The following is a 23,014-nucleotide window of genomic DNA, read 5'->3' on the forward strand; positions in this document are numbered from 1 at the left end:
ATGACGGGTATTCAAGTCCGTTCTCTGCACAAGGACTTCCCCGTACGCGCCAAGGGGATCTTCGGCGCCAAGGACGTCAAGCGGGCAGTCGCGGGACTCGACCTCGACATCCCGCCCGGCCGGATCACCGGCCTCCTCGGCCTCAACGGCGCGGGCAAGACCACGACCATCAAGATCCTGGCCACGCTGCTCCGCCCGACGTCCGGCTCGGTCACCGTCGACGGCCTCGACACGGTCGCCGACGCCCGCGCCGTACGCCGCCGGATCAACCTCATCGCGGGCGGCGAGCGCATGGTCTACACCCGGATGACCGGCCGGGAGAACCTCTGGTACTTCGGCCAGTTGTACGACGTCCCGAAGCGCGAACTGCCCGCTCGTATCGACGAGTTGCTGAGCCTGGTGGGCCTGACGGACGCGGCGGACACGCTCGTCGAGCGGTACTCGCGCGGCATGACCCAGCGCCTGGCCATCGCCCGGGGCCTGATCAACCGGCCCGCGTACCTCCTCCTCGACGAGCCCACCCTCGGCCTGGACGCCCCGATCGCCCGCGACCTGCGCCGCGTCGTGGCGCGGCTCGCGGAGGAGGGTACGGGGGTGCTCCTCACCTCGCACTACCTGGCCGAGGTGGAGGAGCTGTGCGGCCACGTGTACGTGATCTCCGCCGGCCGCCACCTCGCGGAGGGCAGCCCGGCGGAACTGAAGGCGGCGACCGGCAGCCACCGCACGATCCGCCTGACGGTGACGAACCCGGGCGAGGCGACGGCGGCGGTGGCGACGAGCTTCGGCGCGACGAGGGAGCCGCAACCGGGGGGCGGGGAGCTGCTGACGCTCCGCCACCCGGACGACATGGCGGGCCCGTTGGCGGCGGCGATCGTCGGGGCGGGCGGTTCGATCGGCGGCCTGGAGATCGCGGAGGCGAGCCTGGAGGACGCGATTTTGGCGCTGGCGGAGAAGGAGGAGGGGGCACTCGTATGAACCAGGCGCTGACCCAGTCCTTCAGACACGCGGTCCGGATCTTCGCGGCGGAGTCCCTGAAGCAGCACCGCCGCCTCTTCGGCCAACCGCTCGTCGTCTTCTCGATGCTGGTCTGGCCGCTGCTCCAACTGGCCACGACCTACTACACGTTGCGCCCGGTGGCCACCGCGTCCCCGGCCGCCGCGAACTGGCCGACGGCCGCCGACCCGGAACGCCTCCTGGCGTTCCTGGCCACCGGGACGCTCGCGTACGCCTTCTTCTTCTCGCTCGTCCAGAGCGCCTGGCACTTCTCCTTCGAGCGCTCCACCGGCACCCTGGAGCTCCTCTTCCTCTCCCCGGCGGGCCGCCTCACCCTCATGGTCGCGAACGGCGCGGGGGCCCTGCTCCAGAACGCCTGGCTGCTCACCTGCTTCGCCGTCGCCGCGCTCACCGGCTTCGGGGCGCTGTCGGTGTCGGCCTGGTGGATGTACGGGATCGTCGTCCTGGCGCTGCTGATCCCGGCGGTCGCGTGGGGCACGTTCCTCAACAGCGTGCTGGTCTTCTCGCGTGACTCGGCGTTCCTGTACACGATCCTGGACGAGCCGCTCTGGTTCGTCTCGGGAGTCCGCCTCCCGAACTTCGCCCTGCCGGCGGCGATCCAGCTGGTGGGAGCGGTCTTCCCGCTCACAGGCAGCCTGATCGCGGTCCGAGGCGCCCTCCTGGAACACCGCACCCTGACCGACCTCGCCCCGACCCTCCTCGGCCTGACCGCCCTGAGCGCCGTACTCCTCGGGGCGTCGGCGGTGATCCTCCGCGTGGGCGAGGCCCGCGCCCAGCGCACGGGCAGGCTCTCCCTGGCCTAGCGAACTCTCCCTGGCCTAAGGGCTTTCGTACGTCACGAGTTCCGCGAGCCGCGCCATGGCCGTCTCCAGTTCCCGGCGCGCCCCGAACGGCACGAGGCGGGGGCGGCCGGGCACGCGTACGCCGCCGGTGAGCGCGACCCTCGTCCGGCCGTCGTCCGCCGCCTCCGCGGCCATCCCGACGACGAGGAACCGGCTCTGCAGCCAGCACCAGCCGGGCCGCAGGACCCCGTGGAACCGGGCGCGGAAGCCGTACCGGCTGCGGGCCAGCGCCTCGACGCGGTCGCCGTCGACCCGGAGGACGCGTACGGACCGCATGTCGGGCTGGAACTCCCCGAAGCCCCCTTCGAGATCGCGCATCACGGCCCACACCTCGTCGAACGGGGCGGGCAGCACCCGCTCGACGACGTACGCCCCCCGGACCCCGGCGGCCATGACGCGCAGCCGTCCCACGTTGCTCTGGGTCATCCGTTCCACGCCCTTCGGAAACTCTGCCGGGCCCGGTGCAGCCGGGACTTCGCGGTGCCGGCCGGAACGCCGAGCACGGCCGCCGCGGACTCCTCGTCGAGCCCTTCGACGTCGCGCAGCACCAGGACGGCCCGGTGTTTCGGGGAGAGCCGGGACAGTACGTCGCCGACATCGGCGGCCAGTTGGGGATCGCCCCGCTCGGGTACGTCGGCCAGCTCGGCCGGCCGGTCACGGGCCGCCCGCCCGGCCACCCGTACCGCCTCGCGTACGGCGATGGTCCGCACCCATCCGTAGACCGCCTCGGGCTCGCGCAGGGACCTGAGCCGGGTGAACACGGCGATCAGGGCCTCCTGCGTGGCGTCCGGGCCGTCGTCGAGCGCGATCGGCCGGCAGATGCGGGCGATGTACGGGGTGAGGTGGTCGAGGAGGTCGTGCAGGGCGAGCGTGTCGCCGCGCCGGGCGGCCCGCACGAGCGCGACGGCGCGCTCCCGGTCTCGCACCCGTTCCCGGTCTCGCTCCCGTTCCTGCTCTCGCTCCCGTTCAGCGCCGGAGATCACGGAGCACCGCCAGGCCGAGCCCCAGGCACAGGGGCGTGTAGACGAGCGCGTTCAGCCAGGGGAACACGGCCCCGGACCCGTCCTTGCCGAAGACCGCCCACACCACCCCGACGGCCCCGCGCAGCAGCAGCCCGGCGGCGAAGGCGCCGGTGACGAGCCGCGCGAGCCTCCTGCGCGGGTCGCGGACGTACGCGTACACCCCGGCGCTCGCGACCCCCTCTAGGACGGCGAGCGGCAGGGTGACGACCGGCCCGAAGGACACGACGCTCCCGAGCACGGCGAGCGAGAGCCCCCGCTCGTCGGCGGCGGGCCAGGTCGCGCCACAGGCCCAGTAGACGTGCACCGCCGCGAGCACGGCGAGCACCGCGGCACCCACCCGGGCTCCACCGACAACCATGACTGTCCCCCTCCGTCACGACATCCGACACCCACAGGAGGCGGAGAGAAGGGCAGACGTTCCCTGTGACCCCCGTCACGCCGGGGGCGGGCCGGGATCGGGCCGGGATGGCCCGGACACGCAGACGACCCGTGGGCCTTGGTCCCGTCCGCTCGAGTTCGGACGGGAGCCGGCCGGACTCACCGGCGGCCCACGGGTCGGGTGACTGCGTGGTTTTCGGCAGGTGACCTGCCGAGGTGCACAGAGTGCGACGGCAGGCCGTTAGCCCGCAGTCACCTCACGAATCCGAAAAGAAACCATGTTCTCGGATCACCTCCTTTCAGCGTGTGCTCCACAGCCTAGGAACCCTCCCGCGAAGCCTCAAGCGATTTATTCGCCGCGACCCGACGGCGGCATCCCGCCCGTTCGTTTCCGGGGCGCAACGTTTTCGTGGAACGGGGTGTGTTCTGCGTCACGTTCGAGTTGAATGATCGGAGGCGTGCAGATGCACGTGCGTACACCGTCCTGCAGGGGGTTGCCGGGATGAGTGCTGCCAGGGGTGGGACCACGTCTGTGCCGGGGGAAGATCTGCTCGCCGCGCTCCTCGACGGGATGGACGCGGCGCTCTGTGCCTTCGATGCCGACGGGACCGTCACGCACTGGAACAAGGAGGCCGAGCGGATCCTCGGCTGGTCGGCCGGGGAGGCCGTCGGGCGGCGGGGGTTCGAGGGGTGGGCGGCGCGGCCCGCCGACGCGGCCGAGGCGCTCGCGCGGCTGATGTCCGCGATGGACGCGCCGGGCCGGCTCGTGCACGAGTTCGCGCTGGTGCGGAAGGACGGCGGCCGCGTACTCGTACGGACGCAGTCGGCCGGGGTGCGCGGCGCGGACGGCAAGCCCGCCGGGGTGTACTGCGCGTTCAGCGAGGTGCACGCCCAGATCGATCTGGAGCGCTCGATCGCGCTGAGCGAGGCGCTCTTCGAGGAGGCGTCCTGGGGCGTCGTCCTCGTCGACGTGGACCTGCGCCCGGCCGTCGTCAACGGGTACGCGGCACGGGCGATGCGCGCCGGGCGGACGACCATGCTGGGCCGGCCGCTCGGGGAGGTCGTCGCGCAGGGCCTGGAAGAGCTGGAGTCCGCCCTGGAGCACGTCCTCGCGGAGGGCGCGCCGAAGGCGCCCGCCGAGGTGTGGGTGACGTTGCGGACGGCGGACGGCGAGCAACGCCGGTGCTGGCGCAGCGGTTTCGTGCGCCTCGCGTCGCCGCTCGCGGAGGAGCCGGTGCCGCTGGGCGTGGGCTGGCTGTTCCAGGACGTCACCGAGGAGCGCCTCGCAGAGCAGGAGGCGGACCGGCTGCGGTTCCGGTACAGCCAGCTGCACCGGGCCGGCGCCGTCGCCGCCGAGTGCGAGGACCCGAGGGAGGCGGCGACGGTCCTCCTCGACTTCGCCCTCGCGGGCTTCGCCGATCACGCCCTGGTCGACATCGCGGCGGGCGAGCGGCGCCTCGTGCGGGTGGCCACGACACCGGCGGGTGAGCCGGGGCCCGTCGTGCCGGTCGCGGGCGGGGGCATCCCGCTGCGCTATCCCTCGGGGCACCCCGTCCACCAGGCCCTCTCCCGTACGGGACCGGTGCGGGCGTCCGCGACCGCCGCCGCCGGTTCGCAGGCGGCCGAGGACTGGGCGACCGAGCGCCTCTGGCCGCGCGACGCCCTCCACGCCCTCTGCCTGCCCCTGCGCAGCCGCGGCCGCACGGTCGGCGCCGTGACCTTCCTCCGCTCCGCGTCCCGTACACCCTTCGAGCGCCCGGACGCGGTGTTCGCGGAGGCCGTGGCGGGACGGGTCGCGGCCTCGCTCGATCTCGCGGCGGCGCTGGCGGCGGGTACGGGGACGGGTTCGGGCGGCACGGGTACGGGCAGCGGTACGGGGACGGGTACGGGGGGCGGTTCGGCCTCGCGTTGAGGCGCCGCCCCCCCTCCAGCCCCCTACGCCGCGTGCAGCGCCAGCGTCGGGGACAGCCTCGACGCCCGTACCGCCGGGTAGAGGCCCGCCACCGTCCCGATCACCAGCGTCGCGCCGAAGCCGCCGCCCACCGCCCACGGCGGCACCACCCACGGCAGGCCGCCCATGTACGCGTACACGCCCGTCGCAGCGCCGCCCAGGGCCACGCCCGCCAGGCCGCCGAGGCCCGACAGCATCAGGGACTCCGTGACGAACTGGATCCTGATCTGGCCCCTGGTCGCGCCCAGGGAGCGGCGCAGGCCGATCTCGTGGCGGCGTTCCAGGACCGAGATGATCATGGTGTTCGCCACGCCCACCCCGCCCACGAGCAGGGCGATCCCGCCGAGGCCGAGCAGCAGCGTGGAGAAGGCCCCCTCGGTCGCCGCCTTCGCCTGGAGCGCCGCCGACGGGTCGCCGACGGACACGTTCTGCGGGTTCTCCGGGTCGATCGTCGGGGCGAGCAGCCGCTGGACGTCCCGTACGGACGCGTCGGTGGACCGCTCGTACACCGCCGTCGGGTGCCCGTCGAAGCCGAGCAGCTTCTGCGCGCCCTCCCAGCCGACCAGCGCCGCGCGCTCGATCTCGGGCGCGAGCGGCAGCGGGTCGAGGATGCCGACGACCGTGAAGTACCGGTCGTCGATCCAGACCTGCCGGCCGGGCTCGGTGATGCCGAGTCGTTCGGCCGCGACATGGCCCAACACCACGGACGGGTAGCGGCCGTTGGCGGCGTTCAGCCAGGTGCCGGACGCCGTGCCGCCGCGCAGGGCGGCGAGCAGACGTTCCGTGGCGGCCTTGACGGCGATCCCGCCCGTCTCGCCCTCGGGGATCTTCTCGGAGCGCCGGACGGTGCGGTCGAGGTCGGCGGTCGCGCCGACCTCCTCGACGCCGTCGATCCGGCCGACCATGCCCACGGCGTCCTTGGGCAGTTTGACCTCCTGGCCGCTGAACATCCCCTCACCCGGCTTGGCCACCAGCATGTTCGTGCCGAGCGCGTCGAGCTGCCGCATCAACTGGGCCTGGCTGGACGCCGATATGCCCACGACCGCGATCATGGTGGCGATCCCGATGGCGATCCCGAGCGCCGAGAGCACCACCCGCACGGGCCGGCTGCGCAACCCGGCCGAACCGACGTGCAGCACATCCCGGGGCCCGAGCCGCGCGGCCTTCAGCGCCCGCCGCGCCCGGCGGGCACCGGGGGTTGGCTCCGTGCGGTCCCTGCGGTCGCCATCGCCATCGCCCTCGCCGGGCAGGCCCCGCGCGCTCACGCCGCGACCTTTCCGCGCGCCGTGTCCGCCACGACGCGCCCGTCGCGGATCCGGACCTGGCGGGGCAGTCGGCCGGCGATCTCCGCGTCGTGGGTGATGACCGCGATCGTCGCGCCGTGCCCGTTGAGGTCGTGCAGCAGGTCCATCACCGCCTCCCCGGACGCCGAGTCGAGCGCGCCCGTCGGCTCGTCGGCCAGGAGCAGGTCGGGTTCGCCCACCACCGCGCGGGCGATGGCGACGCGCTGCTTCTGGCCGCCCGACAGCTCGTGCGGGCGGTGCTTCATCCGGTCGGCGAGCCCGACGCGAGCGAGCGCCTCGGCGGCCAGCGCGCGCCGCCGCGCCCGGGGGAGCCCCGAGTACAGCAGCCCCTCGGCGACGTTCTCCAGGGCGCCGACCCCGGGCACCAGGTGGAAGGCCTGGAACACGAAGCCGATGTGGCGCGCCCGCAGGGCGGACAGCCGGCGGTCCGTCAGCGCGGCCACGTCGTGCCCGGCGATCTCCACGGTCCCGGCGCTGGGCCGGTCCAGGGTGCCGACGATGTGCAGCAGGGTGGACTTGCCGGACCCGGACGGGCCGACGATCCCGAGCAGTTCGCCCGTGCCGACGGTGAGGTCCACGCCGTCGAGGGCCCGGACGCCGCCCGCGTACTCCTTGGTGACGCCGGAGAGCCTGACGACAGCACCCGTACTGGTTCCGGTACTCGTACTACTCATACGGACGGCACCCCGACCTTCATGCCCTCGCGCAGCCCGTCCCCGCTGATCTCCACCTGGCCCTGGCCGAACATCCCGAGCTCGACCCGGACGTCCCGCGTCCGCCCGCCGCCGTCGACTACCTGGATGCCGAAGCCGCCGCCCGGCAGGGCGAGCAGCGCGTTGACGGGGACGGAGAGCACGTTCTTCCTGGTCTCCCCGGTGAGGTCGACGGTGACCGGGGACTGGTCCACGCCCGTGACCTTGCCCGGCGCGTCGAAGGAGACCGTGATGTCGATCTTCGGGGTGCGGTCCTGCGGGTCGTCGCCCGACGAGGCGGTCTTCCCCACGGACGACACCTTGCCGGGCGCCGTCGTCCCGTCCGGGAGCTGGACGGTGACCCGGGTCCCGGTCTTCGCCGAACCGGCGTCCGCGACCGGCATCTTGAACCGCACGACCCGCTCGGAGCCGGTCACGGTCAGCACCGGCCGGCCGGGCCCCACCTGGTCGCCGGTCGCGGCCCCCGCCTCCTTGACGCGCACCGCGCTCCCGGCGAACGCGATCGCGTCGGGGCCGACCGTCCCCGTCTGCTTCTGGTCGTGCGACTTCTGCCAGCGCTTGACGGCGGCGGCGGTCTTCGCCGTGTACTCCTCGTCGACGGTGAAGCCGACGTAGCCGAGGGCGGCCAGGTTCTCCTCCAGCTGCCGGACGTCGTTGCCATTGTCGCCGGTCTTCAGGGTCCGGTACATGGGTTCGGCGCCGTACATCAGGCGGACGGGCCTGCCGTCGACCTCGTACAGCCGCTCGTCGCGCGCGACGGTCGAGCCGGTCGGGGCGACCCGGGTGAGGATCCCGGAAGGCCCGCCGTTGATCTTCCGCTCGCCGAGGTAGCCGAGCGTGCCGTCCTGCTGGGAGCTGTCGCTCAGGTCGCCCCGGGTGATCGGGACCGTCGCGGGCGGCCGCTCCGAGTCCGCCGCGGCCTGGCGCTCCTCGGGGGCGGCGAGCGCGGTCACCGCGACCCCGCCGCCCGCGACGACGACGATGGTCGCCAGGGCGGCCACGAGCTTGCGTCGGCTCATCGCGACACGCTCTCGCACGCCTTGTTGGCCTTCTCGAACTTCTTGGCCTCCTCGCCCTGCGGTATCGGCCGCGCCGCCGTCATCCCGCCGCCGCCGAAGGTCGGATCGGGCATGTCGAAGCCGTTCTTCCGCATGCACTGGGCGTACTTGATCATCTTGTCCTTCTCGGCCTGGGTCGGCTCCTTGCCCATGCCGGCGCCGCCCTTGCCCTGACAGGCCTTGAACGCCTTCTCCATCTTCTCCTTCGACATGCCGTCGCCGCCGATGGTCAGCCCGACACCCTCCTCGCCCGGCTTGGGCTCGGGCACGTCGAGGCCCTGCTCGCGCAGGCACTTGCGGTGCTCCAGGGCCTGGTCGGCCTTCTTGCCCTCGTCGCTCACGCTCTCGCCGCCGGCCTTCTTCCCACCGCCGTCGGCGGTGCAGGCCGTGGTCAGCAGGGCGAGCGCGGCGATGGAGACGGCCGCGGCCAGCTGGAAGGTCTCTCGGGTACGTCGGGCAGGTCGGGTACGTCCGGTGATCGTCATGGGCGGCAGCGTGCGCGCCCGAGGGGTTTCGTTTCTCTACGCGGATCGGTTTACGGAGACGAAAGCCCGGGTCGGATAGACAGGGGCCATGCGTGTACTGGTGGTGGAGGACGAGGCGTTTCTCGCCGAGATGATCGCCGAGGGGCTGCGCCGCGACGCGCTCGCCGTGGACGTCGCGGCCGACGGCCTGGAGGCGCTGCGGAAGCTTCAGTTCGGCGAGTACGACGTCATGGTCCTCGACCGCGACCTGCCCGGGATCCACGGCGACGACGTCTGCCGCCGCGTGGTCGACCAGCGCCTGATGACCCGGGTCCTGATGCTGACGGCCGCCGGAACGGTACGGGACCGGGTCGAGGGGCTCGGCCTAGGCGCCGACGACTATCTGGCCAAGCCCTTCGCGTACGACGAGCTGCTCGCCCGCGTCCTCGCCCTGGGCCGGCGTGCCAGGCCCGCGCTGCCGCCGGTCCTGGAACGGGCCGGGATCGTCCTGGACACCGCCCGCCGCCAGGCCAGCCGCGACGGCCGGCACCTGCACCTGTCGCGGAAGGAGTTCGCGGTCCTGGAGGCGCTGCTGCGGGCCGAGGGGGCCGTGGTGAGCGGTGAGGACCTGATCGAGCAGGTGTGGGAGGAGCACACCAGCTACCGCACGAACGCGGTACGGGTGACCCTGAGCAAGCTCCGCGCGAAGCTCGGTGAGCCACCGGTGGTGGAGACGGTGCCGGGCGCCGGCTACCGGATCGTCGCGTCATGAGGGCGCGCGTGATGCTGTCGCTGCGGGCCGCCATGGCCGGCGAACGAGCCCGCCTCACGGCCCTCTACGGCGGGCTGCTCCTGCTGGCGGGCGCGCTGCTCACCGGGGTCGTGTACTTCCTGGTGAAGGAGGGCCTGTACTCGTCGATCAGCGTGGCCATGACGACCGCGGTGCCCGCGCAGCGCCTCCAGGACCTGCCGACCGTCGCGACCACGCACAGCCCGGCGTGGAAGGAGGCCATGCCCACGGTCCCGACCCAGGGCCTGGCGATCACCCGGACGCTGAGCGACGCGGCCGAGAGCGCCGCGCTCGAACGCCTCCTCACGGTCTCGCTGCTCGTCCTCGCCGCGTACGCCGTCCTCTCCGTCGCCCTCGCCTGGTGGATGGCGGGCCGGGTGCTGCGCCCGGTCGCGGTGATCACGGACACGGCCCGCCGCCTCTCCGGGGAGAACCTGCACGAGAGGATCGCCCTCGGCGGGCCGCCGGGGGAGCTGAAGCGCCTCGCGGACACCTTCGACGAGATGCTGGGGCGGATGGAGCGGCTGATGTCGGCCCAGCAGCGGTTCGCTGCGAACGCGGCGCACGAGCTGCGGACCCCGGTCGCCGTGCAGCGGGCGGCCGCCGAGATCGGCCTCGCGGGGGACCCGGGGCCGGAGCGGGTCGCCCGGATCCGGGAGAAGCTCATCGAGGTCGCCGACACCAGCGAACGGACCATCGAGGGCCTGCTGTTGCTCGCCTCCTGCGACCAGGGGCTGCGGGAGCGGCGCCCGGTCGCGCTGCACGAGGTCGCCGCGCGGGCGGCGGAGGCCCTCGCCGCCGAGGCGGCCGAGCGCGGGATCGACGTCGTGGTGGACGCCCGGCCCCTGCTGGTGAGCGGCGACGCGGTGCTCCTGGACCGGCTGGCGCACAACCTGGTGGCGAACGCGGTCCGGCACAACGTCCCGGGCGGCCGCGTCGAGGTCCGTACGGGACCCGAGGGCATCGAGGTCACGAACACCGGACCGGTCGTCCCGCCCGAGACCGTCCCCCTCCTCTTCGAACCCTTCCGCCGCCTCTCCGCCCGCACCCAGGCCCCCGGCGAGGGCGTGGGCCTCGGCCTCTCGATCGTCGACTCCATCGCCCGCGCCCACGGCGCGACCCCGACCGCGACCGCCAACCCGGAGGGCGGCGGGCTGACGGTCGGTGTGCGTTTCGGCCGGGTCACCGGCTGAGGGAGGGGCGCAGTGCGTGGGCTCGGTGGCTCAGTGCCGGAAGAAGATCCGGTCGCGGTACTCCGTCATCACGCGGCCGTTCCACTCGTGGCCGCCGTCGACGTTGCCCGAGCGGAGGAGGGGCGGCTCGATGCCCAGGCGGACCAGTTCCTCGGCCGCGGCGGCCATCGTGGCCTGCATCAGGGCGCTGGTGACGACCGTCGAGGCCGGGGCGAACGGGGCCTCGATGCCCTCATGGGTCAGTTCGGCGTCGCCGACCGCGATCCGCGAGTCGAGGACGATGTCGCAGTGGTCCTTCAGGTACGTCCCCGAGACGTGCCGGGACTTCGTCTCCGTCGCGTACGCCACCGAGGTGACGCCGATCACCGTCAGGCCCAGGGCGCGGGCGTTCATCGCCATCTCGACCGGCAGGGCGTTGCGGCCGGAGAGGGAGATGATGATCAGGACGTCGCCGGCCTTGGCGGGCGAGGAGTCGAGCACCGCGCCCGCGAGGCCGTCCACGCGCTCCAGGGCCGAGCCGAGCGTCGCCGGCATGACGTCGACGCCGACGACCCCGGGGACGGCCAGCAGGTTCATGAGGGCGAGGCCGCCCGCCCGGTAGACGACGTCCTGGGCGGCCAGCGAGGAGTGGCCGGCGCCGAAGGCGAAGAGCCGGCCGCCGGCGGCGACGGCCTCGGCGATCGCGGTCCCGGCGGCGGCGATCTCCTCCGAGTCCTGGTCGCGGACCTGCTGGAGCAGGCCGATCGCGGCATCGAAGAACTGCCCTGCCAGCTTGGACTCGCGCGCGCTGTCGCCCATTACCGAAGCTCCTTGTCGTCGTGTCGCGGATCACCGTGCGGTCTGGACCATTGCTCTGTCAATACCGTCTTTGCCCGGCGTTTCCCCCGCGCGGCACGGTTGTCGGTGGGATGAGTCAGAATTGGTGCAGGGCCAGCGCACGACTCATCGAGGGGCACGTATGTCCGGACTGATCGACACCACGGAGATGTATCTCCGCACCATCCTCGAGCTCGAAGAGGAAGGCGTGGTCCCCATGCGCGCTCGCATCGCCGAGCGGCTGGACCAGAGCGGCCCCACGGTGAGCCAGACCGTGGCCCGCATGGAGCGGGACGGTCTGGTCGCGGTCGCCAGCGACCGGCACCTGGAGCTGACCGACGAGGGCCGCCGCCTCGCGACGCGCGTGATGCGCAAGCACCGCCTGGCCGAGTGTCTCCTCGTCGACGTGATCGGCCTGGAGTGGGAGCAGGTCCACGCGGAGGCCTGTCGCTGGGAGCACGTGATGAGCGAGGCCGTGGAGCGGCGCGTTCTCGAGCTGCTCCGGCACCCGACGGAGTCGCCGTACGGCAACCCGATCCCGGGCCTGGAGGAGCTGGGCGAGAAGGCCGAGGCGGAGTCCTTCCTGGACGACTCCATGGTCTCGCTCGCCGACCTGGACGCGGGCGCGGACGGCAAGACGGTGATCGTCCGCCGGATCGGCGAGCCGATCCAGACGGACGCCCAGCTGATGTACACGCTGCGTCGGGCGGGCGTGCAGCCCGGTTCCGTGGTGAGCGTGACGGAGTCGGCGGGCGGCGTCCTGGTCGGCAGCAGCGGCGAGGCGGCCGAGCTGGACGCGGAGGTCGCGGCGCACGTCTTCGTGGCGAAGCGCTAGGACCTGGGGCGGCAGGGCCTCCCAAGGCCCGCCTCGCGAGGACCAAGCCCGCCTCGCGAGGACCAAGCCCGCCTCGCGAGGATCAGGCCCGCCCCCGCGAGGACCAAGGCCGCCTTGCGAGGGTCAAGCCCGCCTCGCGAGGCTCGGCGGCGCGGGTCCCGGCGGGGCGCGAGTTGCGGGGTCCCGTACGCCTCCGTCGCGCGCCCAGCTCCGGGTCCCGTACACCCCGTCGCGTGTGCCCGGCCCGTTTTACGGCGGAATCGCCACGCCCGCGCCCTCGGCGTGCCACGCTGGGGTCGGTTCGTAGGCCGGGTCGTAGGGCGGGGTCGTGGGCCGGGGAGGGGTGGGTGTGATGGAGTCGTCGGGGGCGGTGCGTCAGGAGACAAGGAGCCCCGGCGCCCATGGGCGCCGGGGCCTGTCCTCCCCTGTGCTGACCCGGAGCCCCGAGCTCCCAGGGTCATTCCCCTCGGACCGTTTTCCCCGAGCGGTCCGCCTCCCGCTGAAGATCTCCCCTCGGCGGCGCGCGTCAATCCTTGAGTGCGGTCACTCGAACGAGGGGTGTTACGTGGCAGAACCCCATTTTCGAATATGGGTTCGATAGTCTGGCGGGGCTCGACACGCTCGATGGGAAAGAGGGGGTGCCAGGGAACATGGTGCGACGTCTCGACGTCACCGGGGCCGACGGCGTACGCCTGGCTGCCTGGGAGTACACGGAAGAGCGGACAGCAATGGCCGGGGCCACCGGTTCCGGGGTGTTACTCCTCCACGGCCTGATGGGGAACGCCTCGCACTGGGCCCCCACGGCCGGCTGGCTGGCCGAGGGGCATCGGGTCGTCGCCCTCGACCAGCGAGGTCACGGCAGCAGCGACAAGCCCGCCGGGGGCCCCTTCACGCGCGAGGCGTACGTCGCGGACGCGGCGGCCGCCGTCGAGCAGCTGGGCCTCGGCCCCGTCACCCTCGTCGGGCACTCCATGGGCGCCCTCACCGCCTGGCAGCTCGCGGCCGAGCACCCCGACCTGGTCCGTGCCCTGGTCATCTGCGACATGCGGGCATCCGCCCTCGGGGCCGCCTCGCAGCGCGAGTGGACGGACTGGTTCCGCCGCTGGCCGGCGCCCTTCGCCTCGCTCGACGCGGTGCGGCAGTGGTTCGGCGTGGACGACCCCTGGGTCGAGCGGCCGAACCCGGCGCGCGGCGAGTTCTTCGCCGAGGTGATGACCGAGCGCCCCGACGGCTGGCACCCGGTCTTCGACCCGGCCCAGATGCTGACCTCCCGCGAGACCTGGGTCCACGACGCCCACTGGGACTCGCTCGCCCAGGTCCGCTGCCCCACGCTCGTGGTCCGCGGCCTGGACGGCGAGCTGGGCCGCGCCGAGGCCCAGGAGATGGTCCGCGTCCTCCCGCGCGGGGCGTACGCGGAGATCCCGGACGCCGGCCACCTCCTGCACTACGACCACCCCGACGCCTGGCGCACGGCGATCGAGCCGTTCCTGGAAGGCGTCCTCACCTCGTGATGTACGAGTACGGCCTCAGCTCGTAGGGAGCACGGCGGGTGCGGCCACGCGCGGGGGCACAGGCCGGTCATAGACGTTGTCCGGCGTCACGACCTGCGTGATCGCGCGGGCGACCAGCGAACTCGGCTCCTGGCCCTGGCTCGTGATGTCGGTGTTGAGCATCAGGACCAGGGTGGCCTTCTGCGAGGGCAGGTAGACGGTCACGGTCTCGTACCCCGGGATGGAGCCGTTGTGCCCGATCCAGCCGCCGCTGTTCATGATGCCGAGGCCGTAGCTGGTGCCAGGGACGCCGATCGGCAGGAACTTCAGCCGCTGCGCCTGGGTCTCCGGGCTGAGCAGCTCGCCGGTGGCGACGATCCTCGCCCAGCGGCGCAGGTCCTCCAGGTTCGAGATCATCGCCCCGGCCGCCCACGCCCAGCTGGGGTTCCAGTCGGTGGCGTCGGTGACCTGGCCGCTCAGCGTCTGGTTGGTGTAGCCGCGCGGGTGCGGCTCGGGGAACTCGGGCCCCTCCGGCAGCAGCGTGTGCCGCAGCTTGGCCGGGCGGAGCACCCGCTTCTCCAGGAAGTCGACGAGCCGGTGCCCGCTGACCTTCTCGACCACCAGGCCGAGCAGGATCAGATTGCTGTTGGAGTACTGGAAGACCTTCCCCGGTTCGGCGGGGTTCTTGTGCTTGTAGCCGTACGCGAGCACCTCGTGCGGGGAGAAGTACCGGCTCGGGTCGGACAGCAGGTCCTGCTGGAAGTCCGCGTCATCGGTGTACGGGAAGAGGCCGCTGCGCATCTCGGCGAGGTTGCGCAGGGTGATCTTCCAGCCGTTCGGGACGCCCGCGATGTACTTGGCGATCGGGTCGTCGAGCTTGATCCTGCCGTCGTCGACGAGCTTCATGAGTGCGGTGACCGTGAAGGTCTTGGTCTCGCTGCCGATCCGCAGGAAGACGTCGGTGGACATCGGTTCGCCGGTGACCTTGTCGGCGACGCCGGTCGCGCGGACGTAGCGCCCCTTGCCGGGCATCCAGAGCCCGGCGACGAGGCCGGGGATCCCGGCCTGCACACGGGCGTCCTCGATGACCTTGTCCAGCCGGGCGGTCAACTCGGGCGAGAAGCCGCCGGTGGGGCCGGGGCCGGACGCGGGCCCGGCGCTGGTGTCGCCGTGGTCGAAGGGGGCGGAAGCGGGGAGGGCGGCGCCGGTGGTACTGGTGGCGGCAGTCGCCGGAACGGCGGCCACCGGGGCCAGCGCGGAGGCGACGAGCACGGCTGTGGCGGCGAGCAGCCGGCGGGCGGGGGTACGGCGCATGGCGAGGCGTCTCTTCCAGTTCAGAGTGCGGAACTCACGGTCCGGACGGCCAACGTGACCCCCGCGCCCTCGCCCGTCCCCCTTCCTCCGCCCGCCGCCCCGGTGAGTCCACTCGCCCGGCGGAGTGGATTCCGTAGGGCCACCCGCCGTTGGTGTCGTGTTCCGACGCGGAACGGCCACCGAAAAGTATGATCAAGCGATGTCTGACACGACCGAATTCACGCCCGGATGGCTGACCACGGACGAGCTCGACAGTGCTCGCGCGCGGATGCCGATCCTGTACGTCGAGGCTGTCCCCGTTCGTGTGGACGACAGCGGCGAGGTGACCAGCATCGGACTGCTGCTGCGCATCGGGGCGGACGGAACGATCAGCCGCACCCTGGTGTCCGGCCGCGTGATGCACCACGAGCGGGTCCGTGACGCGCTGCTCCGGCACCTGGAGAAGGACCTCGGCCCGGTGGCCCTCCCTCGCGTCCCGTCCTCCCTCCAGCCCTTCACGATCGCCGAGTACTTCCCCACGGCGGGCGTCACCCCCTACCACGACCCGCGCCAGCACGCCGTGGCCCTCGCGTACGTCGTCCCGGTGTCGGGCGACTGCCGCCCCCGTCAGGACGCCCTGGACCTCGTCTGGTTCTCACCCCAGGAGGCCGCGTCCCCGGCCGTCCAGAACGAGATGCCGGGCGGCCGGGGCCTCCTGCTCAAGCAGGCCCTGGCGTACGTCGGCCACGCGTACTGAGGCTCCCGTGCCCGCGCCAACTCCCCTTTTCCTCACCGGCGTTCGCGCGATACGTTCACGGCACCCTCACACCGCACCGCCCACGGGAGGACCCCATGACGAAGAAGATCATCGCCGCGACCACCCTCGCCCTCGCCACCGTGGCCGCCGCCGCGGTCGTCGGCCTCGCGGCCCAGGACTCCGACGGCGCCGCGAGCGCGAGCAGCCGCGAGACGGGCACGGTCAAGCTCGTGAAGAGCGCCGGCGAGAAGAAGGTCGAGGTCATCAAGTAACGGACCACGCCGGCCCGGCCCGCCCTCCGGGAGGCCAGCGCCTCCCGGAGCTCTCTGTTCGCCGCACTGAGCGGGTCGGGTGTTCGCCGCACTGAGCGCGGGTCGGGCTACGGCCCCCGGGCCGCCAGGCCCTGCCGCAGGCCCGCTGCCAGGCACTCCGTCAGCCGGTCCGTGAGGGTGCCGGTCGGGTCGAGCCGAGGGTTGAAGATCGTCACGTCGAAGCCGACGGCGTGGTCGTCGGACAGCGCGGCGGTGAGTACGTCCTCCAGCTCGGCCCAGCTCAGCCCACCGGCCTGGCGGTAGTCCACGGCCGGCATGATCGCGTCGTCGAGGACGTCCACGTCGAGGTGCACCCAATACCCCTCCACCGCACCCCCGGTGAGCCGCTCGACCGCGCCCCGCGCGGCATCGGCGGCGCCGGCCGCTCGGACGTCGTCCAGGTCCAGGGCGTACAGCCCCGCCGGCAGCGGCTGCATCCCGTCGGCGGCGGACTCGTCGGCGTCGCGGAACCCGAAGGCGACGACGTCCTCGTCCCGGACGAGCGGCCCGCGCCCCTCAAGGTCGGCCAGCAGCTTGGGTCCGCGGCCGGTGGCGATGGCCAGCTCCATCGAGGCCACCTCGCCGCTCGGCTCGGCCTCCGGCTGGTAGAAGTCGGTGTGCCCGTCCAGGAAGAGCAGCCCGTACCGCCCCCGGCGGCGCAGGGCGAGCAGGTTCCCGAGCAGGATGCTGCAGTCCCCGCCGAGAACGAGCGGAAACCGCCCACGATCGAGGGCCGCGCCCACGGCGTCCGCGAGCAGCACCGAGTACCGGGCGATCCCGTCCGGGTTCAGAACCCCCGTCGCCGCGTCCCTCCGCGGGTCGTACAGGGGCGCCTCCACCCTCCCCGCCCGCACGACCCCGGCGAGACGGTGGCCAAGACCGGCGTCGAGCAGCGCCCGGGGCAGCTCCTGAACCCCGGACGGCCACAACCCGAGCACGGACGGCGCCTCTACGATCGCCACCTCGACGGCTGCCATACGTCCATGGTGGCGCAGACGGCCGACAGGCGCGGGAGGAGCAGTAGCCTCCCCGAATGCGAAGCATCGAGACGCTGATCCCGCAGGCCGGAAGGGCCGACACCGCGGGCCTCCTTGAGGTCGACGCCCCGACGCTGGCCCGGTACGTGGCCGACCACAGCCACCCGTGGTGGCGCCGGAGCCCCTGCGTGATCGCGCTGACCGGCCGGGTCCCGGAGCGGTACGTCCCCGAGCTGACCGCCCGCATCCGAGACGCGCACGACGCGGCCGAGGTGCGCCGGGACCTCCTCGACCTGCTCGCGGACCGGGAGGAGCTGCTGCCCTGGCTGCGCCACGACGACCGCGGGAGCGACACCTCGTACGGCATGCCCGAGGCGTTCCTCAAGGCGCGGGGCCTGCTCGGCGACCGCACGGCCGCGCACGACCTGGTGACCCTCGCCGCGTCGCCGTGGCAGTGCGACCGTGCCGTCGGCGAGGCCGGTCTGGATGGTCTGGTCGACCGGCACGGCGTGGACACGATCCTCGCCGCCGTGGGCACGGACCGACCCGAGGACCGCCTCTTCCGCCTCCGGATGCGCTACCGCGCCGACGAGGACGTGACCGACGCCCTCGCGGACCCGGACCGGCGGGTCGCACACCGCGCCCAGTGGTTCGCGGACGACGCGGACCGCCTGCGCGCCTACATCGGCGAGGCGCCGACGACCGAGGCGAAGCTGTGGGCGGCGTACGCACTCCACGGCGTCACCGAGGACGCGGCGGAGACCCGATCTCTGTACGACCGCCTGGGCCGCCCCCGCGTCGAGGTCGAGGGCCTGGACGAGGAACTCCGCGCCGCGATCGTCCACGAGTACGCCCCCGGCTGCGAGCCCACGAGCGACCCGCGGTGGCGGATCGAGGCCCTGTGCACCGACCCGCCCGCCCGCCCCGACGTCGACGACCAGCTCCGCCGCGCGACGGCCGCCCTCACGGAGGCGGGCCTCGCGCCGAAGCCCCCGGTCTCCTGCGGCGAGGACAACCAGCAGGGGGACGGGACGTACCACGTCATCGAGGCCGCCGGGCGCCGCGTCCTGATCAGCACCTTGGGCCCCTTCGCCACGGACGAGGAGGAGGGCTACGAGGAGGACTCCGACGACTACGCCGCCGCCCGCCAGGCACTCGAACGGGCGGGCTTCCGCTGGATCGACGTGGAGACCGGCACGATCCGCGTCACGGGCCTCTGCGTCTACTACTTCGGCGGCCGCGGGCCCCTCACGGTCGGGGCGCTGCTGTTCTACTGGCAGGACTAGGCTGTGTGTCGAAAGTGGATCTTGTGCTGTGGATGATCACGGTTCATGGGTCGGGGAGATCTCACGGACGAGCAGTGGGCGGTGCTGGAGCCGTTGTTGCCGAAGGGCACGAAGGCGGGTCGGCCACCTGTCTGGCCTCGGCGGCGGTTGATCGATGGCATACGGTTTCGGGTCCGTACAGGGGTTCCGTGGCGGGACATGCCCGTCGAGTACGGGCCTTGGGGCCGGGTCTACGACTTGTTCCGCCGGTGGCAGCGGAACGGCACCTGGCATCAGGTCTTCACCCGGCTGCAGTCCTTGGCCGACGCGAAGGGGAGGATCACGTGGGACCTGAGCCTCGATTCCACGGTCTGTCGTGCTCATCGGCATGCGGCTGGGGCCCGCAGGCAGGGTGACCTGCAGAGGGAACCGCCAGGCGGTGTGTTCACCGAACCCGAGGATCACGGACTGGGTCGCTCACGCGGCGGGTTCACCACCAAGTTGCACCTGGCCGTCGAGCAGGGTCAGAAACCCATGTCGATCGTGATCACGGCCGGGCAGCGCGGCGACTCGCCGCAGTTCGAACCCGTGTTGGACAAGATCCGCGTGCCCCGCATCGGTCCGGGACGGCCACGCGTCCGCCCCGACCGCGTGCGGGCCGACAAGGCGTACGCCTCCCGCAGGAACCGCGGCTACCTGCGCCGCCGCGGGATTCGCTGCACCATCCCGGACAAGGCCGACCAGGCCCGCAACCGCCGAAGGCTCGGTTCCCGCGGCGGCCGGCCGCCGCGCTTCGACCCGGCCGACTACCGTGAGCGCCACGCGGTCGAGTGTGGGATCAACCGCCTCAAGAGGTGTCGCCACGCGGTACGACAAGCTCGCTGTCCGCTACGAGGCGACAGTCCTGGTCGCGGCGATCAACGAGTGGCTGTAATCCTCCACTGAAAAGGCATCGGGGTCCACGGCAACGCCTCCCGCCATCTCAGACAGCAGGTCGTGCAGAACCTCCTCGGTCGGATCGTCCACGGTACGACCGCCCGCTTCAACTACACGCAGCAGTGGCTTCAGCATGCACGCGACTGCACCGACCGGTAGGACTCAACTGCCCAGCCGTCCACAACCTCCCGAGGCAGAACACCTAGGGCTCGGCGAGGCCCTGCGCCTCGCCCACCGGACGTTGGATGCCGCAGCGCTGCGGAAGCTCTCGCACGACCAGCATGTGGTGATCGGCCGCCTCGCCCGCACGGCCCGCGCCCTGGCCGCCGACCCCGGGCTTACCCAGCGCCAGGAGTCCGCGATCGGGCGCTGGGCTGCCAGCGTGGAGAACTCAACAGCCGTAGTCACCGCCACGAGTGAACGGACCCTAGCCCGATGACGAGGCCGACCGCGCCGCCCATCCTCCCAGGAGAGGAAGCTGCGATCTTTGCCCAGGCGGACGAGCTCAACGCCCACATAGCTCGGTTCCTCGAACACTACGGGTAGGCTCGTATGTATGGGAATTGACTGGGAGAACATACTCGGCGCAAGCGGTAACGGTCTCGACGATGCCTACGACAGCGCGGTCTCCGCGGCCATCTACAGCGATGACCCGGGGGAGGACCGTCGGCCACTCCCAATCGGCGAAGAGTACGACGACACAGACGGCTTGCGCTGAACTGAGCGCACGCACGAAACGCCCCGGCATGCCACGGCGTTTCGCCGTCTCAGAGGTCGTGTCAGGTCAGGGGTCAGCCAAGAGGCGGCCGAGCTCAACTCTGCGGCTCGTCGCCGCCTTCACCGAACTCGTCATCCCCGGCAACGGCACAGGTGAGGGCCAGCACTACGGCACGGGGGTGCTGCCCGAGCACCGAGGTCACGGCCTCGGCCGATGGATGAAGGCCGAGTCGATCCGACAGGCCCACAGGGACTATCCGGACCTCGGTGGCCTCCTGACCGACACCGCCGACAGCAACGCGCACATGCGACGGGTCAACGACGGTCTCGGCTACACGCCCACGCACACGACACACCAGTATCAGCTCGACCTTTAGCAGAGAGCGGACGGGCCGGACCGGGACATCACCCCGCCCGGCCTGTCCGTGCTTTCGATACACGCCCTAGGGCCTGGCCGGTGGATCTTGGCGGATCGACCGCCGGCGGGGCGCGTGCGGGCGGAGGCCGGCGGCGGGCCCGCACGCCCGGCCCGTCCCCGCTGTAGGCCGCCCGGCGGAACGCCGCCTGGTTCGGAATCGAACCACCGCTCGCGTGCCGCGATTTCGGCCGATTCCGGTGCGAGCTTCCAGCTGCCGCCGGTCGGGGCGGCGCTCTCGGCCACCACGCGGAGGAGCAGGCCATGACCCAGATCAGCGCGGCTGACGCGGAGCTCAAGAAGTCGTTGGCGAAGGAGGGCGACGCTGGGACGAGGATCTGGCGCGTCAGCGTCCAGCCGAACGCGGAGCTCGCAGCGCACTTCCTCAACATCAACCCGCCCCAGGGCCCGGGCGAGGCGAGCATCGCCCCCCGGCCCGAAGGAAGTTCGACGTCTTCTACCTGAGCTAGGCCCGAGCTCCCATCGTCGACCGGTGCCGCGGCGTGCCTTCGCGGCCGCCGCGGCACCGGCGTGCGAGACAGCCCGCTAGGCCTGCTGGCAGTACCAGGCGCCCGCGCCGTCCCACACCCAGTCGCAGCTGATGTCCGCGTGGCTGGTTCCGGCGAAGCCCAACGAGATCACCGCGGTCATGGCCAGAACGGCGAGCGACTTGCGGAATGCGGTCATGGTGCCCCCTCCTCGAATCGAAGTGTCGGCCCAAGATAGGTCCCAACTCACGTCGAGGGCAGACGAGTTACAGCCAGGCGCTGCCCGAAACGAAGCGGGTCCAGGCGGCGGGGGAGACGGTGAGGGAGGGGATGGCGGTGTCCTTGGAGTCCCGGACGTGGACGGTGTGGGGGCAGGTTGCGACCTCGACGCAGTCGCCGCCCTCGGGAAGGCTGTAGGAGGACTTCGCCCAGGCGACGGCAACCTCGACGCAGTCGCCGCCCTGGGGGCTGCTGTAGCTGCTCTTGAACCAGTTGAGTTCGTTGCTCATAGCTTCCGTGCCACCTGTTCGATGAAGTCTGCCGACTCTTCCGGGGTGAGTGCCTGGGCCCGCAAGGTGCCGAACCGAGCGAAGGCGTCACCCAACTCGGGCTGCTCAGTGAGAAAGTACCTCCCGCTCTGGCCCTCGACATAGACGAGTTGCTCCTTGCGGCCTTCCGTCTCCAGCAGCGTGAACGGGCCATCCAGCCCGGCGTGGGTTTCCCGGTCTTCCGGCATGACCTGGATCTCCACGTTGCGAAGACGGGCCATGTCGAGGATGTGGATTAGGTTGTCCTTGAGGATCTGCGGTCCGCCGATGGGGCGCGTGAGCGCGATCTTCTCCAGGACGAACCTGATCAGGGTGAACGGCCTGCGGCGGAAGACGGCGTGTCTCGCCATGCGCGTCTCGATCATGGTCTCTCGCTCGTCGTCCTCCCAGGGCGGGTTGGCGCAGTTGAAGACCGCTCGCGCGTAGTCCGGGGTCTGGAGCAGCCCGGGGATCAGCTGGTTCATATAAACGTGGATCCCGGCGGCCTTCGCCTCCTTCTCCAGGTAGTCCTCGAACCAGGCGGCCACCGCGCTGAGCGGAACCTCCTCGGCCAACTCCAGCAGTGCACCTTGTGCACCGAGCATCTCGTCGGCGATGGCGACGAAGTTCCCCTTCGCCCTGCGCTCGCCACGCTCGATCATGGCCACCTGGGACTTGGAATATCCGGTCGCCTTGCCCAGCGCCTCCTGCGAGACCTTCGCTCGCTCCCGGTAGAAGCGCAGCAGCCTTCCGAAGGCCTTCGCGGCCCCAGGGCTCCCCTTGTTTCCTTTGTTCACGTACGACCTCCCCGAACGCACAGCCCGGCACAAAGCGCCTGTGGCCCTGGTCACAGTAGAGCGACGCCGGAAAGCTGGTGTCATGAATTCGCGCAAGTCACTTGACAGGGTGCCCCCTTGGGTCCCCCCAACCGGTCACGCCCTCCGTCACGCGGGCGTGCACTTCGACGCCGTCCGTATCGGCGGGTTCCTCGGGGAGGACGTCGCGTACCGGCTCATGGAGTTCACCGATTTCCGTGCCGGGCCGATCGTGCGGGAGGCCACCGGTGAGCGGAACCTGTACTTTCTGCTGCCCCCGCAGACCGTCGCGGCCCACGCCTGGCCGGCACCGGCGCGGGCGCTGAGTCGGAGTGGGCGGAGTGAGGCGTTCGTCGGGGTTCCGGCGCTCGACGGGGTGACCTGGCCGCTGGACTGGCGGTCCCGGCCCACCGAGGAGGACCCGTTCGTGGAGCCGGGGCTTCTGCACCTCATGGTCACGCGGGCGGTGAAGTGACCGGGCGGGTCAATCGGCGGAAGCGCATGCCGTGGGCCGCGCAGCCGCCACAGCTCGACGCCCGCGACGGCGACCGCGATGCCGCCCCAGAACCTGACCTGCTGGAGGACCGCGATCGGGGTGTCCCGCAGGACGGCCTCCTCGTGCGGCTCCGTCCACTTCCGGACC

The 23,014-nt window shown here is 72.1% G+C and carries 26 protein-coding genes and 2 pseudogenes; 15 read left to right on the top strand and 13 right to left on the bottom strand.

Translation table 11 applies throughout. The features are described from left to right. Positions 1-975, top strand: a complete 975-nt coding sequence (locus tag ACFWRO_RS09830) for an ABC transporter ATP-binding protein (RefSeq protein WP_384506875.1) — start codon at positions 1-3, stop codon at positions 973-975. Beyond that, a complete protein-coding gene (locus tag ACFWRO_RS09835; protein WP_384506878.1) occupies positions 972-1,817 on the top strand; it encodes an ABC transporter permease in 846 nt (281 codons plus the stop codon). The genes ACFWRO_RS09830 and ACFWRO_RS09835 overlap by 4 nt, the downstream gene beginning before the upstream one ends. A gap of 15 nt (positions 1,818-1,832) precedes the next feature. On the opposite strand, the gene ACFWRO_RS09840 is transcribed toward ACFWRO_RS09835, so the two are convergent. The 3 genes from ACFWRO_RS09840 to ACFWRO_RS09850 are packed head-to-tail and all read right to left on the bottom strand — an operon-like array spanning position 1,833 to position 3,236. Then, a complete protein-coding gene (locus tag ACFWRO_RS09840) occupies positions 1,833-2,282 on the bottom strand; it encodes a hypothetical protein (RefSeq protein WP_384506881.1) in 450 nt (149 codons plus the stop codon). Further along, positions 2,279-2,782, bottom strand: a complete 504-nt coding sequence (locus ACFWRO_RS09845) for an RNA polymerase sigma factor (protein WP_384506884.1) — start codon at positions 2,780-2,782, stop codon at positions 2,279-2,281. Before ACFWRO_RS09845 ends, ACFWRO_RS09840 begins: the two co-directional genes overlap by 4 nt. A 40-nt stretch (positions 2,783-2,822) precedes the next feature. Continuing rightward, the gene (locus ACFWRO_RS09850) at positions 2,823-3,236 is read right to left on the bottom strand and encodes a DUF3995 domain-containing protein (protein WP_384506887.1); all 414 of its coding nucleotides are present in this window, start codon (positions 3,234-3,236) and stop codon (positions 2,823-2,825) included. A gap of 522 nt (positions 3,237-3,758) precedes the next feature. On the opposite strand from ACFWRO_RS09850, the gene ACFWRO_RS09855 reads away from it, so the two are divergent. Next, positions 3,759-5,168: a PAS domain-containing protein gene (locus tag ACFWRO_RS09855; protein WP_384506891.1), complete on the top strand. Its 1,410-nt coding sequence runs from the start codon at positions 3,759-3,761 to the stop codon at positions 5,166-5,168. A 23-nt stretch (positions 5,169-5,191) separates the two neighbouring features. On the opposite strand, the gene ACFWRO_RS09860 is transcribed toward ACFWRO_RS09855, so the two are convergent. The 4 genes from ACFWRO_RS09860 to ACFWRO_RS09875 form a co-directional block, all read right to left on the bottom strand. Next, complete coding sequence (locus tag ACFWRO_RS09860; protein ID WP_384507192.1) at positions 5,192-6,376, bottom strand: ABC transporter permease; 1,185 nt, start codon at positions 6,374-6,376, stop codon at positions 5,192-5,194. Between the two features lie 92 nt (positions 6,377-6,468). Next, entirely contained in the window at positions 6,469-7,185 is a 717-nt protein-coding gene (locus ACFWRO_RS09865; RefSeq protein ID WP_384506894.1) for an ABC transporter ATP-binding protein, read from the bottom strand. Next, complete coding sequence (locus ACFWRO_RS09870) at positions 7,182-8,243, bottom strand: peptidoglycan-binding protein (RefSeq protein WP_384506897.1); 1,062 nt, start codon at positions 8,241-8,243, stop codon at positions 7,182-7,184. The genes ACFWRO_RS09865 and ACFWRO_RS09870 overlap by 4 nt, the downstream gene beginning before the upstream one ends. Continuing rightward, positions 8,240-8,767: a hypothetical protein gene (locus ACFWRO_RS09875; protein WP_384506900.1), complete on the bottom strand. Its 528-nt coding sequence runs from the start codon at positions 8,765-8,767 to the stop codon at positions 8,240-8,242. The genes ACFWRO_RS09870 and ACFWRO_RS09875 overlap by 4 nt, the downstream gene beginning before the upstream one ends. 88 nt (positions 8,768-8,855) lie before the next feature. Here ACFWRO_RS09875 and ACFWRO_RS09880 point away from each other — a divergent pair, with 88 nt between their 5' ends. Together ACFWRO_RS09880 and ACFWRO_RS09885 are read left to right on the top strand one after the other, a co-directional pair. Then, a complete protein-coding gene (locus tag ACFWRO_RS09880; RefSeq protein WP_384506903.1) occupies positions 8,856-9,518 on the top strand; it encodes a response regulator transcription factor in 663 nt (220 codons plus the stop codon). Beyond that, on the top strand, positions 9,515-10,729 hold the full coding sequence (locus ACFWRO_RS09885) for a sensor histidine kinase (RefSeq protein ID WP_384506906.1): 1,215 nt from the start codon (positions 9,515-9,517) through the stop codon (positions 10,727-10,729). The genes ACFWRO_RS09880 and ACFWRO_RS09885 overlap by 4 nt, the downstream gene beginning before the upstream one ends. 30 nt (positions 10,730-10,759) lie before the next feature. Here the strand turns inward: ACFWRO_RS09885 and ACFWRO_RS09890 are convergent, their stop codons facing one another. After that, positions 10,760-11,527: an SIS domain-containing protein gene (locus tag ACFWRO_RS09890; RefSeq protein WP_384506909.1), complete on the bottom strand. Its 768-nt coding sequence runs from the start codon at positions 11,525-11,527 to the stop codon at positions 10,760-10,762. 160 nt (positions 11,528-11,687) lie between these two features. Here ACFWRO_RS09890 and ACFWRO_RS09895 point away from each other — a divergent pair, with 160 nt between their 5' ends. Both ACFWRO_RS09895 and ACFWRO_RS09900 read left to right on the top strand, forming a co-directional pair. Continuing rightward, positions 11,688-12,380 carry a metal-dependent transcriptional regulator gene (locus ACFWRO_RS09895; RefSeq protein ID WP_362007208.1) on the top strand — a complete coding sequence of 231 codons (693 nt, stop codon included), beginning with the start codon at positions 11,688-11,690 and terminating at the stop codon, positions 12,378-12,380. A gap of 650 nt (positions 12,381-13,030) precedes the next feature. After that, a complete protein-coding gene (locus ACFWRO_RS09900; RefSeq protein ID WP_384506912.1) occupies positions 13,031-13,891 on the top strand; it encodes an alpha/beta fold hydrolase in 861 nt (286 codons plus the stop codon). Between the two features lie 15 nt (positions 13,892-13,906). On the opposite strand, the gene ACFWRO_RS09905 is transcribed toward ACFWRO_RS09900, so the two are convergent. Next, on the bottom strand, positions 13,907-15,184 hold the full coding sequence (locus ACFWRO_RS09905) for a serine hydrolase domain-containing protein (protein WP_384506914.1): 1,278 nt from the start codon (positions 15,182-15,184) through the stop codon (positions 13,907-13,909). Between the two features lie 199 nt (positions 15,185-15,383). Between ACFWRO_RS09905 and ACFWRO_RS09910 the strand changes: the two genes are divergently transcribed. Then, positions 15,384-15,920: an NUDIX hydrolase family protein gene (locus ACFWRO_RS09910; protein WP_384506917.1), complete on the top strand. Its 537-nt coding sequence runs from the start codon at positions 15,384-15,386 to the stop codon at positions 15,918-15,920. Between the two features lie 95 nt (positions 15,921-16,015). Beyond that, positions 16,016-16,192 (top strand): hypothetical protein, encoded by a 177-nt coding sequence (locus ACFWRO_RS09915; protein ID WP_384506920.1) that lies wholly within the window; start codon positions 16,016-16,018, stop codon positions 16,190-16,192. Between the two features lie 107 nt (positions 16,193-16,299). Here ACFWRO_RS09915 and ACFWRO_RS09920 read toward each other — a convergent pair whose 3' ends face one another. Further along, the gene (locus tag ACFWRO_RS09920; protein ID WP_384506923.1) at positions 16,300-17,208 is read right to left on the bottom strand and encodes an arginase family protein; all 909 of its coding nucleotides are present in this window, start codon (positions 17,206-17,208) and stop codon (positions 16,300-16,302) included. Between the two features lie 56 nt (positions 17,209-17,264). Here ACFWRO_RS09920 and ACFWRO_RS09925 point away from each other — a divergent pair, with 56 nt between their 5' ends. The 5 genes and pseudogenes from ACFWRO_RS09925 to ACFWRO_RS09945 all read left to right on the top strand — a co-directional run bounded on the left by ACFWRO_RS09925 (position 17,265) and on the right by ACFWRO_RS09945 (position 21,006). After that, the gene (locus ACFWRO_RS09925; protein WP_384506926.1) at positions 17,265-18,494 is read left to right on the top strand and encodes a hypothetical protein; all 1,230 of its coding nucleotides are present in this window, start codon (positions 17,265-17,267) and stop codon (positions 18,492-18,494) included. A gap of 45 nt (positions 18,495-18,539) precedes the next feature. Then, a pseudogene (locus ACFWRO_RS09930) lies at positions 18,540-19,407 on the top strand (IS5 family transposase). 558 nt (positions 19,408-19,965) lie between these two features. Further along, on the top strand, positions 19,966-20,127 hold the full coding sequence (locus ACFWRO_RS09935; RefSeq protein WP_384506929.1) for a hypothetical protein: 162 nt from the start codon (positions 19,966-19,968) through the stop codon (positions 20,125-20,127). Positions 20,128-20,236: 109 nt separating this feature from the next. Further along, a pseudogene (locus ACFWRO_RS09940) lies at positions 20,237-20,503 on the top strand (GNAT family N-acetyltransferase); the annotation flags it as partial. A 302-nt stretch (positions 20,504-20,805) separates the two neighbouring features. After that, the gene (locus ACFWRO_RS09945) at positions 20,806-21,006 is read left to right on the top strand and encodes a hypothetical protein (RefSeq protein WP_384506932.1); all 201 of its coding nucleotides are present in this window, start codon (positions 20,806-20,808) and stop codon (positions 21,004-21,006) included. 81 nt (positions 21,007-21,087) lie between these two features. On the opposite strand, the gene ACFWRO_RS09950 is transcribed toward ACFWRO_RS09945, so the two are convergent. The 3 genes from ACFWRO_RS09950 to ACFWRO_RS09960 all read right to left on the bottom strand — a co-directional run bounded on the left by ACFWRO_RS09950 (position 21,088) and on the right by ACFWRO_RS09960 (position 22,353). Beyond that, positions 21,088-21,228 (bottom strand): hypothetical protein, encoded by a 141-nt coding sequence (locus ACFWRO_RS09950; RefSeq protein WP_384506935.1) that lies wholly within the window; start codon positions 21,226-21,228, stop codon positions 21,088-21,090. A gap of 67 nt (positions 21,229-21,295) precedes the next feature. Next, on the bottom strand, positions 21,296-21,538 hold the full coding sequence (locus ACFWRO_RS09955; protein WP_384506938.1) for a DUF397 domain-containing protein: 243 nt from the start codon (positions 21,536-21,538) through the stop codon (positions 21,296-21,298). Then, entirely contained in the window at positions 21,535-22,353 is an 819-nt protein-coding gene (locus ACFWRO_RS09960; RefSeq protein WP_384506941.1) for a helix-turn-helix domain-containing protein, read from the bottom strand. Before ACFWRO_RS09960 ends, ACFWRO_RS09955 begins: the two co-directional genes overlap by 4 nt. Positions 22,354-22,435: 82 nt before the next feature. Between ACFWRO_RS09960 and ACFWRO_RS09965 the strand changes: the two genes are divergently transcribed. Then, a complete protein-coding gene (locus tag ACFWRO_RS09965) occupies positions 22,436-22,846 on the top strand; it encodes a hypothetical protein (protein ID WP_384506944.1) in 411 nt (136 codons plus the stop codon). Positions 22,847-23,014 lie beyond the last annotated feature (168 nt).

Source organism: Streptomyces sp. NPDC058579, from assembly GCF_042718575.1.
In the GTDB taxonomy this organism is placed as follows: Bacteria; Actinomycetota; Actinomycetes; order Streptomycetales; family Streptomycetaceae; genus Streptomyces.

What these genes read in the sequence shown, in the direction of transcription:
- ACFWRO_RS09830 (WP_384506875.1), top strand. Translation starts at nt 1, where the DNA reads ATGACGGGTATTCAAGTCCGTTCTCTGCACAAGGACTTCCCCGTACGC.
- ACFWRO_RS09835 (WP_384506878.1), top strand. Translation starts at nt 972, where the DNA reads ATGAACCAGGCGCTGACCCAGTCCTTCAGACACGCGGTCCGGATCTTC.
- ACFWRO_RS09840 (WP_384506881.1), bottom strand. Translation starts at nt 2,282, where the DNA reads ATGACCCAGAGCAACGTGGGACGGCTGCGCGTCATGGCCGCCGGGGTC.
- ACFWRO_RS09850 (WP_384506887.1), bottom strand. Translation starts at nt 3,236, where the DNA reads ATGGTTGTCGGTGGAGCCCGGGTGGGTGCCGCGGTGCTCGCCGTGCTC.
- ACFWRO_RS09855 (WP_384506891.1), top strand. Translation starts at nt 3,759, where the DNA reads ATGAGTGCTGCCAGGGGTGGGACCACGTCTGTGCCGGGGGAAGATCTG.
- ACFWRO_RS09865 (WP_384506894.1), bottom strand. Translation starts at nt 7,185, where the DNA reads ATGAGTAGTACGAGTACCGGAACCAGTACGGGTGCTGTCGTCAGGCTC.
- ACFWRO_RS09870 (WP_384506897.1), bottom strand. Translation starts at nt 8,243, where the DNA reads ATGAGCCGACGCAAGCTCGTGGCCGCCCTGGCGACCATCGTCGTCGTC.
- ACFWRO_RS09875 (WP_384506900.1), bottom strand. Translation starts at nt 8,767, where the DNA reads ATGACGATCACCGGACGTACCCGACCTGCCCGACGTACCCGAGAGACC.
- ACFWRO_RS09880 (WP_384506903.1), top strand. Translation starts at nt 8,856, where the DNA reads ATGCGTGTACTGGTGGTGGAGGACGAGGCGTTTCTCGCCGAGATGATC.
- ACFWRO_RS09885 (WP_384506906.1), top strand. Translation starts at nt 9,515, where the DNA reads ATGAGGGCGCGCGTGATGCTGTCGCTGCGGGCCGCCATGGCCGGCGAA.
- ACFWRO_RS09890 (WP_384506909.1), bottom strand. Translation starts at nt 11,527, where the DNA reads ATGGGCGACAGCGCGCGCGAGTCCAAGCTGGCAGGGCAGTTCTTCGAT.
- ACFWRO_RS09895 (WP_362007208.1), top strand. Translation starts at nt 11,688, where the DNA reads ATGTCCGGACTGATCGACACCACGGAGATGTATCTCCGCACCATCCTC.
- ACFWRO_RS09900 (WP_384506912.1), top strand. Translation starts at nt 13,031, where the DNA reads ATGGTGCGACGTCTCGACGTCACCGGGGCCGACGGCGTACGCCTGGCT.
- ACFWRO_RS09905 (WP_384506914.1), bottom strand. Translation starts at nt 15,184, where the DNA reads ATGCGCCGTACCCCCGCCCGCCGGCTGCTCGCCGCCACAGCCGTGCTC.
- ACFWRO_RS09910 (WP_384506917.1), top strand. Translation starts at nt 15,384, where the DNA reads ATGTCTGACACGACCGAATTCACGCCCGGATGGCTGACCACGGACGAG.
- ACFWRO_RS09915 (WP_384506920.1), top strand. Translation starts at nt 16,016, where the DNA reads ATGACGAAGAAGATCATCGCCGCGACCACCCTCGCCCTCGCCACCGTG.
- ACFWRO_RS09920 (WP_384506923.1), bottom strand. Translation starts at nt 17,208, where the DNA reads ATGGCAGCCGTCGAGGTGGCGATCGTAGAGGCGCCGTCCGTGCTCGGG.
- ACFWRO_RS09925 (WP_384506926.1), top strand. Translation starts at nt 17,265, where the DNA reads ATGCGAAGCATCGAGACGCTGATCCCGCAGGCCGGAAGGGCCGACACC.
- ACFWRO_RS09935 (WP_384506929.1), top strand. Translation starts at nt 19,966, where the DNA reads ATGGGAATTGACTGGGAGAACATACTCGGCGCAAGCGGTAACGGTCTC.
- ACFWRO_RS09945 (WP_384506932.1), top strand. Translation starts at nt 20,806, where the DNA reads ATGACCCAGATCAGCGCGGCTGACGCGGAGCTCAAGAAGTCGTTGGCG.
- ACFWRO_RS09950 (WP_384506935.1), bottom strand. Translation starts at nt 21,228, where the DNA reads ATGACCGCATTCCGCAAGTCGCTCGCCGTTCTGGCCATGACCGCGGTG.
- ACFWRO_RS09955 (WP_384506938.1), bottom strand. Translation starts at nt 21,538, where the DNA reads ATGAGCAACGAACTCAACTGGTTCAAGAGCAGCTACAGCAGCCCCCAG.
- ACFWRO_RS09965 (WP_384506944.1), top strand. Translation starts at nt 22,436, where the DNA reads ATGAATTCGCGCAAGTCACTTGACAGGGTGCCCCCTTGGGTCCCCCCA.